General features: G+C 71.4%; 13 protein-coding genes. 4 read left to right on the plus strand and 9 right to left on the minus strand.

Annotation, left to right across the window (positions count from 1 at the left end):
• Nucleotides 1-35: 35 nt before the first annotated feature.
• Both AB0C21_RS24645 and AB0C21_RS24650 read right to left on the minus strand, forming a co-directional pair.
• Entirely contained in the window at nucleotides 36-845 is an 810-nt protein-coding gene (locus AB0C21_RS24645) for a class I SAM-dependent methyltransferase (protein ID WP_500207223.1), read from the minus strand.
• A gap of 13 nt (nucleotides 846-858) precedes the next feature.
• The gene (locus AB0C21_RS24650; protein WP_500207225.1) at nucleotides 859-1,722 is read right to left on the minus strand and encodes a HalD/BesD family halogenase; all 864 of its coding nucleotides are present in this window, start codon (nucleotides 1,720-1,722) and stop codon (nucleotides 859-861) included.
• A gap of 296 nt (nucleotides 1,723-2,018) precedes the next feature.
• On the opposite strand from AB0C21_RS24650, the gene AB0C21_RS24655 reads away from it, so the two are divergent.
• Nucleotides 2,019-3,848 (plus strand): serine/threonine-protein kinase, encoded by a 1,830-nt coding sequence (locus AB0C21_RS24655; RefSeq protein WP_500207227.1) that lies wholly within the window; start codon nucleotides 2,019-2,021, stop codon nucleotides 3,846-3,848.
• A gap of 150 nt (nucleotides 3,849-3,998) precedes the next feature.
• On the plus strand, nucleotides 3,999-5,216 hold the full coding sequence (locus AB0C21_RS24660) for a PP2C family protein-serine/threonine phosphatase (RefSeq protein WP_500207229.1): 1,218 nt from the start codon (nucleotides 3,999-4,001) through the stop codon (nucleotides 5,214-5,216).
• Here the strand turns inward: AB0C21_RS24660 and AB0C21_RS24665 are convergent.
• The 6 genes from AB0C21_RS24665 to AB0C21_RS24690 form a co-directional block, all read right to left on the minus strand.
• On the minus strand, nucleotides 5,203-6,198 hold the full coding sequence (locus AB0C21_RS24665; RefSeq protein ID WP_500207231.1) for an alpha/beta hydrolase: 996 nt from the start codon (nucleotides 6,196-6,198) through the stop codon (nucleotides 5,203-5,205). The two genes, AB0C21_RS24660 and AB0C21_RS24665, sit on opposite strands and share 14 nt — an antisense overlap.
• A 216-nt stretch (nucleotides 6,199-6,414) precedes the next feature.
• A complete protein-coding gene (locus AB0C21_RS24670; RefSeq protein WP_500207233.1) occupies nucleotides 6,415-7,794 on the minus strand; it encodes a hypothetical protein in 1,380 nt (459 codons plus the stop codon).
• On the minus strand, nucleotides 7,791-8,030 hold the full coding sequence (locus AB0C21_RS24675; RefSeq protein WP_500207235.1) for a hypothetical protein: 240 nt from the start codon (nucleotides 8,028-8,030) through the stop codon (nucleotides 7,791-7,793). The genes AB0C21_RS24670 and AB0C21_RS24675 overlap by 4 nt, the downstream gene beginning before the upstream one ends.
• A 99-nt stretch (nucleotides 8,031-8,129) precedes the next feature.
• The gene (locus tag AB0C21_RS24680) at nucleotides 8,130-8,405 is read right to left on the minus strand and encodes a hypothetical protein (protein ID WP_500207236.1); all 276 of its coding nucleotides are present in this window, start codon (nucleotides 8,403-8,405) and stop codon (nucleotides 8,130-8,132) included.
• Nucleotides 8,406-8,665: 260 nt separating this feature from the next.
• A complete protein-coding gene (locus AB0C21_RS24685) occupies nucleotides 8,666-8,959 on the minus strand; it encodes a hypothetical protein (RefSeq protein ID WP_500207237.1) in 294 nt (97 codons plus the stop codon).
• Nucleotides 8,960-9,259: 300 nt separating this feature from the next.
• Complete coding sequence (locus tag AB0C21_RS24690; protein ID WP_500207239.1) at nucleotides 9,260-9,532, minus strand: hypothetical protein; 273 nt, start codon at nucleotides 9,530-9,532, stop codon at nucleotides 9,260-9,262.
• Between the two features lie 214 nt (nucleotides 9,533-9,746).
• Between AB0C21_RS24690 and AB0C21_RS24695 the strand changes: the two genes are divergently transcribed.
• Complete coding sequence (locus tag AB0C21_RS24695; protein ID WP_500207240.1) at nucleotides 9,747-10,283, plus strand: ferritin-like domain-containing protein; 537 nt, start codon at nucleotides 9,747-9,749, stop codon at nucleotides 10,281-10,283.
• A 1-nt stretch (nucleotide 10,284) separates the two neighbouring features.
• Nucleotides 10,285-11,253, plus strand: a complete 969-nt coding sequence (locus AB0C21_RS24700) for a TIGR03557 family F420-dependent LLM class oxidoreductase (RefSeq protein ID WP_500207241.1) — start codon at nucleotides 10,285-10,287, stop codon at nucleotides 11,251-11,253.
• Nucleotides 11,254-11,299: 46 nt separating this feature from the next.
• Here the strand turns inward: AB0C21_RS24700 and AB0C21_RS24705 are convergent, their stop codons facing one another.
• Nucleotides 11,300-12,580 (minus strand): M14 family metallopeptidase, encoded by a 1,281-nt coding sequence (locus AB0C21_RS24705; protein ID WP_500207242.1) that lies wholly within the window; start codon nucleotides 12,578-12,580, stop codon nucleotides 11,300-11,302.
• Between the last annotated feature and the right edge of the window lie 197 nt (nucleotides 12,581-12,777).

Consider the following 12,777-nt stretch of genomic DNA (forward strand, 5'->3'; position numbering starts at 1 on the left):
GTCGGTCATGTGGTGCGGTCAGTCGGGCGGTGCGGTCAGTCGCGTGGGCGGGAGACGTAGAGCTGCGCGTAGAACCAGCCGTCGGCCTCCAGGCCGCCCGGGTCGACCCCGGCCCGGGCGAGGCGGTCCAGGACGAGCGCCTGCTCCTGCGGCGTCGCGAACCGCCGCTGGCGGAACAGGCCGTCGTGGCGGACGGTCGTGTACCCGGCGGCGGAGAGGGCCTCGGCGATCGGGTCGAACGGGAACATCCGCAGGATGAAGTGCGCCATCCACGGCTTGCGCCCCTCGTGCGCCTCGACGACGCGGGAGACGGTGCGCTCGGTGACGTAGCCGAGGCAGCCCGTCGAGATGACCAGGTCCGTCCCGGCGAGCTGGGCGCGCTGCTCGGCGGTCGGGTCGCCGCTCTCCAGGTCCGCGTGGACGGCGCCGTCGAGGAACCCGGCTTCGAGGGCGTAGGAGAGGGCGTTCTCGGAGGCGTCCAGCCCGAGGAAGCGCGGCCGGTCCGGCGTCTCGCGGGAGCGGACCAGCTCCCGGTCCCGGGCCAGCAGCGCGGCGCGGGTGAGCCCGGCGGCGTCGGAGCCGCCGTAGCGCTCGTACAGCTCGCCCATCGTGACGCCGTACTTCAGCAGGGCCGCGTTGATGCCGTAGGAGCAGCCGATGTCGAGGACGGTGGGGACCGGGACGCCGCGCGCCTCCCGGTACTCGGCGATGAGCCGCTGGAAGTGCGGTTCGGCCAGGTCGGGGATGGCGTAGTCGAGCCCGCGCAGGGTGCCGAAGTAGGCGCGGGGATCGGGGCTGGTGTAGATGTGGTCGAGCGAGATCTTCCCTGTGGTGTCCGTGCGCACGGGCGGGTGCCTCCTAGTCCAGCAGCCGGTCGACCCGGACGGCGCGCCCCTCCGCCGCCCGGTGCTCGGGCAGGACGCGGCCGAAGAGCTGCCTCGTGCGCGCGACGCTGCCGATGACCCCCGGGCGCTCGCTGTAGGCGAAGATCGCCGTGTGCCGCGCCGTGTCCCCCCGGACCTCGGCGACCCGGTGCAGCGAGTACCGTCCCTTGAACAGCTGCAGGTCGCCGGGGCGGAGCGTGAGGCGGCGGACGAGGTCGCCGCCGTGCCCGGTCAGCACGCGGCGCACGTCCCCGAAGTTCTCCGCCGCCGCAGACCTGATGTTGGGGCAGTACTCGAAGGCGCCCCCGTCCTCGGGCTCCTGCGTAAGCATGCTGACCGTGAACTCGTTGGTGTCGAAGTGCCAGGGGTGCTCCATCCCCGGGTTGACGACGTTGAGGACCAGCCCCGACAGCGGGTCGGCCAGTTCGTGCACCCGCGGCAGCCCGAAGCAGCCCGCGACGAACCGCTGGAAGAGGCCGCTCGCGTAGAGCCGGTGGACGACGGAGCCGGCGGGGATGCGGTCGCGGGCGACGAACGCGTTGCCCCGCTCGACGGTGATGCGCCCCGGATGGTCATCCGGCAATGGCGTGCTCACGTCGATGTTGTAGGCGTTCACCGTTTCGACGTCGTAATGCGCGTGCGGGGCGATCGCCGCGCATTCCGCGCGCAGCGCGTCCCGCAATGCGGGGCGGATGAAGTCGGGCAGCACGCAGCAGCCCGTTTTCGCCAGCTCGTCCCTGGTGCGGGAGACGAGGGCGTCCCATCCGGCGCCGCCCGGTGCGGCCAGCGGATAGCGCTCCGTGTCGACGACCTCTGCGAGTGCCTCCGCTGCGCCCATGTAGATCCTTTCGCGGTCGGCGAACACCAACGGGTTCTAGCACACTCCTTCCGCGAATTCATGGCCGCGCATTTTTCTCGCACTTTGTCACCGAATGACAAGCCCGGCCCGTGACCTGTGCCTTGGACCGTTCCCGGGCGCGGGGCCGCTGCGCGGGCGGTGTGTCCCATCTCACCGGGGTCCCGGCGCGGCCCGGCGCCGGCCGTGGCGCCCGTGCGGACTTTCCGCGAACCTTTCCTCACGCGGTGGCGTCACCGTCATGGGAGACATGATCGAAAGAGCGGCGGGAGCGGCGAATGGACTGGCGGCTGACGGGGTTCACCGAGGAACGTGAACTCGGGCGCGGGGCGCAGGGGCGGGTCGTCCTCGCCCGCCACGCCGAGTCCGGCACCCCGGTGGCGATCAAGTACCTGGTCGGCGGGGACGCCGCCGCGGTCGCCGGGCTCCGGGCCGAGGCGCAGATGCTCGGCCGCCTGACGAGCCCGTACGTCGCGCGCCTCTACCAGTTCGTGGAGGGCGAGCACGGCGCGGCGATCGTGATGGAGGCGGTGAACGGCGCGTCCCTGAAGGAGGTGCTGCGCGAGCACGGGGCGCTGGCCCCGGAGGCGGCGCTGCTCGTGCTGAAGGGCTCGCTGCTCGGGCTCGCGGCGGCGCACGCCGTCGGGGTCGTGCACCGCGACTACAAGCCGGCGAACGTCGTGGTGCGGCCCGACGGCCTGAGCAAGCTGGTGGACTTCGGCATCGCCGTCCTGTCCGGCGGCGGGTCGCTCGCGGGGACGCCGGTGTACATGGCGCCCGAGCAGTGGCGCGGCGATCCCGCCACCCCGGCCACCGACGTGTACTCCGCGACGTGCGTGTTCGTGGAGTGCGTCACCGGGCGGCGCCCCTTCACGGCGGCCGAGCGCGCGGCCCTGATGAACAAGCACCTCACCGAGCAGGTCGACGTGCGGGACGTGCCAGAGCCGCTGCGCCCGCTCGTCCTGCACGGGATGGCGAAGAACCCGGGGGAGCGGCCGCCGGGCGCGGCGGAGTTCGTGACGTGGCTGGAGAGCGTCGCCGTCGCCGCCTACGGGGGCGACTGGGAGCAGCGGGGCGTCCGGGCCCTGGCCGCCGCCGCGGTCGCCCTGGCCGCGCTGTTCCCGCTCGGCGCCCTCGCCGTCGCGCCCGGGGCGTCAGCCGCGGCCGGAGCGTCCGCCGCGGGAGCGGCGGGCACCGCGGGCACGGCCGGCGCGGGCGGCGGCGCGGGCGGCGCCGGGACCGCGGGCGCGGCCGTGAGCAAGGGCTTCCTCGCCACCGCCGCCGGCAAGGGCGCGCTGGCCGCCGCCGGCGCCGCCGTGGTCGCCGCGACGGCGGGCGGCGTCGTCTACGCGGTGCGGGACGAGAAGCCCCCGCCGCGGCCCGCGCCCGCCGCCGTGGTGGCGCTGGTCGCCGACAACCAGCGGCTCGCGAACCCGGCGATCGTGGTCCAGAACGCGCAGTATCCGAAGGTCACCGGCCTGAAGGACCCCGCGCTCGAACACCGGGTCAACGCCGAGCTCCGCGGGCCGCTGGACCGGCTCATCGCGGCGTCGAAGAAGCAGGCCGCCTCGATCGACTGCAAGGGCAAGCCCGTGAAGCTGGGCACCGAGACGAGGCTCGGGATGCGAGGTCCCCGCCTGGTCTCCGTCCGCTACTTCATGCTGTCGGACAACTGCCAGCAGGCGGACGGCTCCCCGGGCGGCGAGGTCGTCACCGTCGACCTGCGCACCGGCCGCCGGCTCACCGCCGCCGACGTCTTCCAGCCCTCGACGCTCACCGCGGACGGGGTTCGGCGGCTCCAGGGGCTCGTCCGGCAGAAGCCGGGCTCCACGGAGCGCCGATGGGAGGACTGCAGCACCGCGGACGGCGCGTTCAAGCTCGCCGACTTCTCGCCGCAGACGCTTCCGGGCTCGACCAGCGGCGAGCCCGACCCGCCAGCCCTGAGCGCGTTCTTCACCCCCGCCGGGTTCGAGCTCTCCTACCTCCACGGCGGCAGCGACGGCTGCGGCAACCTCAACTTCGCCGCTCCCTATGCCAGCGTCCGCGGCCTGCTGAAGCCCGGGATCGCCGCGCTGCTGCCCGGGGGCCCCTCCCCGTCGAAGTCCTGAGCCGGACCGGGCGCCACCTGGCGACACTCGGGAGGAGAACGGGAGGGTAGGGTCTGGTAAAGGGGCGACGCGGTCCCGGAGAACGGTGGTCCGCCCGCGGGGCGGCGGAATTCACCGTTCCGAACATCCGAGACGCAGGGCGGCGAACCGATGCTGACAGAGCTGCTGGCGGCCAGCCATCTGATGTCGATGGAGCAGCTGCCGGGCGCGGTGGCCCGGCACGCCGCCGACCACGGCCTCCACGACGCGCGCATCTACGTCGTGGACCTCCAGCAGACGGTGCTGCGCCTGCTCACCGGCAAGGGCCCGGACGCCGGGCAGGATCCCGGGTCCGAGGCCTCGGAGCTGAGGGTCGACGGCACGGTCGCGGGCCGGGCCTTCCAGACGATGGAGCCGGCGGCCGGGCAGGGCCTCGACGACGGCCGCTGCCAGTACTGGGTGCCGATCCTGGACGGGGCCGAGCGGCTCGGCGTGCTGCGCGTGACCGTCCGCCGCGACGACGCCCGGGCCCACGAGGAGGCCGAGTCCCTGGCCGGCCTGGTCGCGCTGATCATCGTCAGCAAGGGGCCGTACAGCGACTCCTACTCCCGGCTGGTGCGGACCAGGGACATGACGGTGTCGGCGGAGATGCAGTGGCGGCTGCTGCCCCCGATGACCTTCGCCAACGACCAGGTCGTCATCGGCGCCGCGCTGGAGCCGGCCTACATGCTGGGCGGCGACACCTTCGACTACGCGCTCGCGGGCGACACCGTCCATATCCTGATCTTCGACGCCATGGGCCACGACACCGCGGCCGGGCTGACCTCCAACCTCGCCGTCGCGGCCTGCCGCAACAGCCGCATGCAGGGGGCCGGGCTCGTCGAGGCGGGCGAGGCGATCGAGGCGGTGCTGCACGAGCAGGACCCGAGCGGGCGCTTCGTCACGGGCGTGCTCGCCGAGCTCGACCTGCCGTCGGGCGTGCTGTCGTGGGTCTCGTACGGGCACCCTCCTCCCGTCGTCATCCGCGGATCGCGGTGGGTCACCACGCTGGAGTGCCCGCCCGGCGCCCCGCTCGGCACCGGCCTCGGCGTGCGCCCGGAGGTGTGCACCGAGCAGCTGGAACCGGGTGACCGGATCCTGTTCTACAGCGACGGGATCGTGGAGGCCCGCGACCCGGAGAAGCAGGAGTTCGGGCTCGACCGGTTCGTCGACTTCATCATCCGCCGCGAGGCCGACGGGCTGTCGGTCCCCGAGACGCTGCGGCGCCTCGTCCACAACATCCTGGAGCACCACGCGGGGCGCCTGGACGACGACGCCACCGTCCTGCTCCTCGAATGGCACGGGCCGCTCGGCGTGGAGGACGCCCCGGAGCGGCTCAAGAACGGCTGAGCCCGGAGCAGGGGGCGAGCCCCAGGGCGTCCATGAGCATCGGGTACGCCTCGTGCAGGTCGCGCTGCCAGTACGGCCAGTCGTGCTGCCCGTCGAAGAAGCGGGCGGTGACCGGGATGCCGAGGCCGTGCAGCCGGTCCACGAACGAGTGCGCGTGGTCGTTCGCGGCCGCCTCCACCGGATCGGTGAACGGCAGCCCGCCGAGGGAGCCGGCCTTGCCGTTGCCGCTCGCCACCCAGAGCCGGACGCCGCGCAGCCGCCCCGCGAGGTCGGTCGGGTTGTGGGCGTGCCAGATCGCGGCCTGGTCGTCGGGATCGCCCCACACCCGCCGCCAGTCGGTTCCGGGGCAGGCCAGGGCCGGTCCCCAGCCGGTCGTGTCGTCCCCGGGCCGGTGGCCGTACAGGGTGTCCAGGTAGCCGCTGAACGCCGCCGCGGCCTCGAACACGCCGGGGAACCGGGCCGCGTACAGCATGGCGCCGAGGCCGCCCATGGAATTGCCGGCGATCACGCGAAGGGGGCCGGCGCGGTAGTCCCGTTCGAGAATCCCCCGGAGTTCGGTCATGTGGAACGTCTCCCAGCGCGGCGGGCCGCCCTTCCCGTAGTTCCACCAGTCGGAGTAATTGCCGCAGCGGCCGCCGTTCGGCATCACGACGATGACCCCGGTCCGGGCGGTGAGTTCCGCGACGTCGGTGTCGCGCGTCCAGGCGGTGTAGTCGTCGACGCCGCCGTGCAGCAGCCACAGCACGGGCCAGGTGCGCTCCGCGTGCCGCGACCAGCCGGGCGGCAGCAGCAGCCGCGCCTTCTGGCGGCCGTCCATCGCGGGGGAGGCAATGGTCAGGTCAAGGGTGCGGGGGGCGACGGCCGTCTCGGCGACGACCTCGGCGCGTTCCGGCGCGGCCGCGATGGACCGATCCACGAACACCAGGGGCAGGAGGAGGGCGAGGGCCCCCAGCCATGCGGCGGGGGCGGGGCGACGGAGCAACGCGGGGCCTTCCGGAAACGCCGGCCGCGGGTTGTGCCGGCCTTTGCAAAAGGAGAGATCTTTTGCGTGGAGCTTTTCTCTCCCGGGTCTCGAGGATTCCCTTGCCCCGGCCTGACGAAGCGCAATGGGAAAAGCTTATAAAATGCATTCACCTGGAAACGCGGAACGCGCCGGGCGCCACTCTGGCGGCGCCCGGCGCGTTCGCGGCCGGGCCTCTCAGGTCCCGGACACGGTCTTGGCGACCGGCGCGTTCACGTACCGGACGAGCCACCGCACCAGCCCGCGGGCGAAGCCGTACAGGATGAACGCCAGACCGATCAGCGGCAGGACCAGCAGGATGATCTGAAACCCCGACGTGACCAGCGTGAACGGGTCAGCCCCGCCCGCGGCGGAGGACGCGAGCCTGCGCATCATCCCCCAGTCCTTGGCCACCAGGTTCGGCACCTGGGTGAGGATCAGGCCGATCTGGACCGCCAGCATGGGGATCACCGTCAGCACCCAGACCGTGACGAAGACCTGGGGCCAGCGCTTGAGGTCGTTGAGCCGGGAATCGGCGGGGCGCCGCAGCAGCGTCCGGCGCAGGATCGGCCCGATGTAGCGGAACAGGTCGGGGATGCCGATGAGGTCCGACATGATGTAGTACCCGTCGAACCGCAGCGTCGGCAGCAGCTGCTGCACCATCTCCAGGTTGACGTACACGATGGCGACGAGCAGCGGCGCGAACCCCGTCTGCAGGTAGACCAGCGTCAACCCGACGACGAAGATGCCGTTGAAGTAGACGCCGGCGAGGTCGGCGCGGAGCCGTCCTGCCCGGCCGAGCCTGTACGACTCGGTGATGTCGGTGTAGAACGCGGGCCACACCAGGTAGATGCCGCAGCCCATCGCGCCGGGGCGGACGCCGCCGTACCGGCACGCCGAGGCGTGCCCGACCTCGTGGAACGCGCATGAGGCGATCCCGAGCACCATCACCAGCAGGATGCTCACCGGGTTGAGGATCGCGAACGACAGGGCGTCGGCGATCGACCGGGACGTCAGCACCCAGACCTCGCCGGCCACGAACGCGCAGACCACGAGCGCCATGACCACGGGGCGGAAGAGCCAGGCGAACAGCCCGCCGACGAACCAGGTGACCGACTCGGGGAACACCGCGATCTTGAAGCGGAGCGCCAGGAACGGGTCGGCCCGGACGACCGGCGGCGCGGTGCCGTCGCTGTAGGTGGTGACGCCGAGCGGCGCGAGCTTGTGGTCGGTGAGGTAGACGACCTGCTCGCCGGTGAGCCGCGCGCCGGCCGCCTCGGAGACCGTCTCGGCGACCCGGCCGAGCGCCGTCTCGACGTCGCTGCCGCCGGCGAGGTCGCGGTGCCGGTGCAGCGCCTCGGCGACCAGGTACAGCAGCGGCGGCAGCCGAACGAGCTGCCCGTTCGGCAACCGGACGAGCTGGGGCGTGTCGCGGTAGCCGGAGTTCTTGAACTCGCCGATGAGCTCGGCGCCGTCCGCGAGCGCGGGCAGGACGAGGGTCCCCGTCGAGCCCGTCGCGCTACCGCCTGTCGCCCCACCGCCCGCCGCGTCACCGTCCGTTGTCGCCGGGCCGCTCATTTGCCGTCAGTGAACTGGATGGGCACACAGGTCTTCGCCGTGTGCTCGGGCTCGGCGAGCAGGCCGGTGCCGAGAAGGCCGGCCGTTCCGAGGTAGTGCTCGTGACGGCAGGCCTCCGCGGTCTTGGTGCCGGATCGGCCGCCGACGGTCGACAGCAGGATCCGTCCCGGAAGGAGTTCGCCCGACAACCGGTCGAGGTCGGCGTAGCGGACGGTGGGCGGGTTCGTCTGAGGCATTGGTGTGGCTTTCGCGTCGGTTCTGGAAGGGAGGAAGGGCTGGCGTGGTGCACGCCAGCCCTTCCGTGCGGGCGTGGCCCGCGTTCACGTTCGCTCGGCTCAGTGGCCCGAGACCACGGCGGCGCCGGCGCAGGTGAAGGTCGACTGGGTGTTGGCGCCCAGCAGGCCCGCCAGGCCCTCGTGGGTGCTCGCGGTGCTCTGGCACAGCGGGCTGATGGCGGTGGTGCCGTCGTGGCCGCCGCCGTGGTTGACGTTGAGGTTGCCGTTCTCGTTGCCGTTGCCGTGGCCACCGGCGAGCAGGGTGGACAGCACGGCGCGCTCCGGCAGGACCTCGCCGGTGAGCTTGTCGAGGTCGCTGTAGCTGAAGGACTTCATCTGGTTCTTTCTCCCTGTTGCGCCCGGATCTCTCAGGTGGAGACCGGATGTCCCTTCCGCACTCCCGATCGAAGTGAGGTGACTCTACGTATAGCACACGTGACTTTGAGTCTCCAAACAGGTGCTGACCGGCGGATTCTTTGTGTCGCGGGGGCGTGCGGGCCGGAAATGTCCTGGGCCGGGTTCGGAAGGGAGGAAGGGCCGGCGGTGTCCGCCGGCCCTTCCTGTGCGGGCGTGGCCCGCGTTCATGCTCGCTCGGCTCAGTGGCCCGAGACCACGGCGGCGCCGGCGCAGGTGAAGGTCGACTGGGTGTTGGCGCCCAGCAGCCCCAGAAGGCCCTCGTGGGTGCTCGCGGTGCTCTGGCACAGCGGGACGATGGCGGTGCCGCCGTGGCCGCCGCCGTGGCCGCCGTTGAAGTTGAAATTGCCGTTCTCGTTCATGTTGCCGTGGCCGTGGCCGTGGCCGCCGCCCGCGAGCAGGGTGGACAGCACGGCGCGCTCCGGCAGGACCTCGCCGGTGAGCTTGTCGAGGTCGCTGTAGCTGAAGGACTTCATCTGGTTCTTTCTCCTTGTTGCGCCCGGATCTCAAGGTGGATACCGGATGTCCCTTCCTCAACTCCGGTCGGAGTGAGGTAACTCTACGTATAGCACACGTGACAATGTGTGTTCAAATGTGTGCTGACCAGTGGATTCGTCGGGTCATAGCGGAGAGGTCGAGTGGCTTGAGATGGACGGTGGAGGGCTCGCCTCCATCCTTTGTCGCGGCTTTCACCGCAATTTTGAAAAAGGAGAAGGGCCGGCGGTGTCCGCCGGCCCTTCTCGTGCGGGCGTGGCCCGCGTTCACGTTCGCTCGGCTCAGTGGCCCGAGACCACGGCGGCGCCGGCGCAGGTGAAGGTCGACTGGGTGTTGGCGCCGAGCAGGCCCGCCAGGCCCTCGTGGGTGCTCGCGGTGCTCTGGCACAGCGGGCTGATGGCCGTGGTGCCGTCGTGGCCGCCGCCGAGGTTGAAGTTGGCGTTCTCGTTGCCGTTGCTGTTGCCGCCGCCGGCGAGAAGGGTGGACAGCACGGCGCGCTCCGGCAGGACCTCGCCGGTGAGCTTGTCGAGGTCGCTGTAGCTGAAGGACTTCATGTGGTTCTTTCTCCTTGTTGCGCCCGGATCTCAAGGTGGAGACCGGATGTCTCTTCCCCCCGCTCCGGATCGGAGCGATGTAGCTCTACGTGTATCACCGGTGACGTTAAGTGTCCAACGTGCACGCCGGTCAGCGGGGAGCCGTGCGTGTCGCAGGCATGAGCGGCGCCTGCTGGGTAGGGGAGCCCAGGTCCGCGCTGATCGGGAGGGGTACATGGCCGAGAGCAGTTTCAGCATCGACGTCGCGGCGATCCGCGAACGCGCCCGCGCCAAGATGGCCGACGGTCCGGTGACCGAGGGGTACGGCCGCAGCGCCGGGGAGGTGATCGGCGTCCTCAACGACGTGCTCGCCACCGAGATCGTCTGCTGGATGCGCTACGCGCAGCACGCGATCAGCGCGACGGGGATCGACCGGGCGCAGGTGTCGGCGGAGTTCAGCGAGCACGCCGACGAGGAGCGCGAGCACGCCATGCGCGCCGCGGAGCGCATCAGCCAGCTCGGCGGTCAGCCGGACTTCGACCCCAGGACCCTTGCCGAGCGCTCCCACACCACCTACGAGACGTTCGACGAGAACGACCTGAAGAGCATGCTCAAGGAGAACCTCGTCGCCGAGCGGATCGTCATCGAGTCCTACCAGGAGATCATCCGCTGGCTCGGCGACGGCGACGTGACCACCCGGAGGCTGATGGAGGACATCCTCGGCGAGGAAGAGGAACACGCCGACGACCTCATGGACCTGTTGGGGAAGTGACATGGAATTCGGATACACGCTGCTCTGCGAGCAGACACCGGCCAAGCAGCTCGTCACCGACCTCGTGGAGGCCGAGGAGGCGGGCTTCGGCTACTCGGTCATCTCCGACCACTACTTCCCGTGGCTGGAGAGCCAGGGCCACTCCGCCTACGCCTGGTCGGTGCTCGGCGCGCTGGCCCAGGCCACCGACCGCATCCCGCTGATGACGTTCGTGACCTGCCCGATCATGCGCTACCACCCGGCCGTGGTGGCGCAGAAGGCCGCCACGATGGGCGTCCTGTCGGACGGCCGGTTCTCGCTCGGCCTCGGTGCCGGGGAGAACCTCAACGAGCACGTCGTCGGGCGCGGCTGGCCGTCGGTGGACGTGCGGCACGAGATGTTCGCCGAGGCCGTCGAGATCATCCGGGCGCTGTTCAGCGGCGACTACGTCAACTACCGGGGCCGGCACTTCAGCGTCGACTCCGCGAAGCTCTACGACCTGCCCGACGAGCCCGTCCGGATCGGCATGGCGGCCTTCGGGCGGCGCGCGGGCCGGCTCGCCGCCGAGCACGCGGACCTGCTCATCTCCGACCAGCCCGTCCCGGAGGTCGTCGAGTTCTTCCACAACGAGGGCGGCGCGGGCAAGCCCGTCTACGGGCAGATCCCGGTGGCCTTCGGGCAGGACTACGAGGAGTGCAAGGAGCGCGCCTACCGGACGTGGAAGTTCTCCGCGCCGGGGTGGAAGGTGATGGCGGAGCTGCCGGGCCCGGTGAACTTCGAGGCCGCGACGAAGACCGTCCGCCCGGAGGACGTGGTCGAGTCCGTCCCCTGCGGGGACGACGTCGACGACTACGTGGAGGCCGTCCAGCAGTGGGCGGACGCGGGCTTCACCCACATCGCGTTCTGCCAGTCCGGGCCCGAGCACCAGAAGGACTTCCGGACCTGGGCGGAGGCAGACCTCCTGCCGGCCCTCCGCGAACGGTTCGGCTGACGCGCCGGCCCGGTCCGTTGCGGGCCGCACCGGACCGGCGCGGCTGTCACGAGGCGCAGTACTGGCCCTGCTTGCCGATCGCCCGGTACGGGCAGTCCGCGTAGTCGGTCAGCCGCAGCAGCGCCTCGCGGCTGCGCTGGACTTCGCCGGCGATGGCGGACGGCGCCGGGTAGAAGCTTCCACCACCCAGTTCGAACGTGAACGAGAAGATGCGCTGGTTGCCCCAGGTCCAGTCGTCCGTCGTGCCGTCGGTGATGTAGAGGTCACTCGACTGCTCGGGGGTGAAGCCGTTCGTCGAGGCCAGTTCCCGCCCGATGGTGCGGTGGGCGGCCTCCTCGTCGGCGGACATCGCCCCGGGGACGGTGTTGCTGTAGGTGTACCCGAACGGCCACAGCACGAGTTCCGCTTCCGAGTGGACGTCCAGGAACATCCCGATCTGCTGCTTGCCGCCCACGACCCGGCTCCGCACGAAGTCGGCGATGACCTTCGTCTCGGGGGCCGACTCCGCACCGGTGCCCCGGTAGGTCTCGCTGCCTCCGTTGCCGGACGACCCGCCGCAGCAGCCCCACTTGTAGGCGAAGTTGCGGTTCAGGTCCGTGCCCGTGGACGTCGGGTTGGGCTGGCGGTTCTTGCGCCACATCCGCCCCGGCTGGGTGTCGCTGGTCATGTCGTAGACCTGGCCGTCCGGGTTGACCATGGGCATGACGTAGATCTCGCGCGTGTTCACCAGGTTCGTGATCCGGCTGTTGGACCCGTAGCCGGTGGTGAGCTGCCCGATGTAGTCGAGCGCCTGCTCGGCGGTGAGGCGCTCGCGGGCGTGGATGTTGGCGATGATCAGCACCTCGGGCTCGTTCTCGTCGGTCGCCACGTTGTCGCTGATCTTCACGCCGACGATGTCGCGGCCCTGGTAGGACCTGCCGGCGACGAACTGGCGGGCGATCTGCGGGTGGGCGGCGACGACGGAGTCGACCTCCTGCCGCATCTCGGCGAACGTGTGGTACGAGGTCGCCGCCGTGCTCGGCGCCGCGCTCGGGTTCGCGGTCTGCGCGGGAGCCGGCTTCACGGCGAAGCCGAGCCGCCGGATCGCCCTGACCTCTGATGGGATGGCGCTGACCTCCACGGCGCCGGCCTTGACGTCGTTGATCGCCGCCCCGGTCCGGGCGACCTGGCTGCGCTGCTGGACGGTCCGCGGACCGGTGACGACGTACTGCCCGGCGGTCTCGGCGCCCGGCGGGGACGCGGCGGCGGGCGCCGCGAGCCCGGCCAGGGCCAGGGCGAGCACCGACGGAGCGGTGAGCAGGGAACGGAGTCGGCGGGGTCTTCTCATGACGGGGTACCTGCCGTTCGGCTCTGCGCGCCCGCTCGCCGCGCCGCGAGGGTCTCCCGCGTACGCTCACGGACGCTGGGGGTCCCGCCACAATGGACCGGGAGCGCACGCCTGACAACGGCCGGCCGGGAGACCAGCCGACCGTTCCCGGCGTCCGGAATCCGGCGCGAAACTCCAGATCAGAGCTGCCGGGGCGG

Origin of the sequence: Spirillospora sp. NPDC049024, from assembly GCF_040649235.1 — a bacterium.
GTDB lineage: Bacteria > Actinomycetota > Actinomycetes > Streptosporangiales > Streptosporangiaceae > Spirillospora.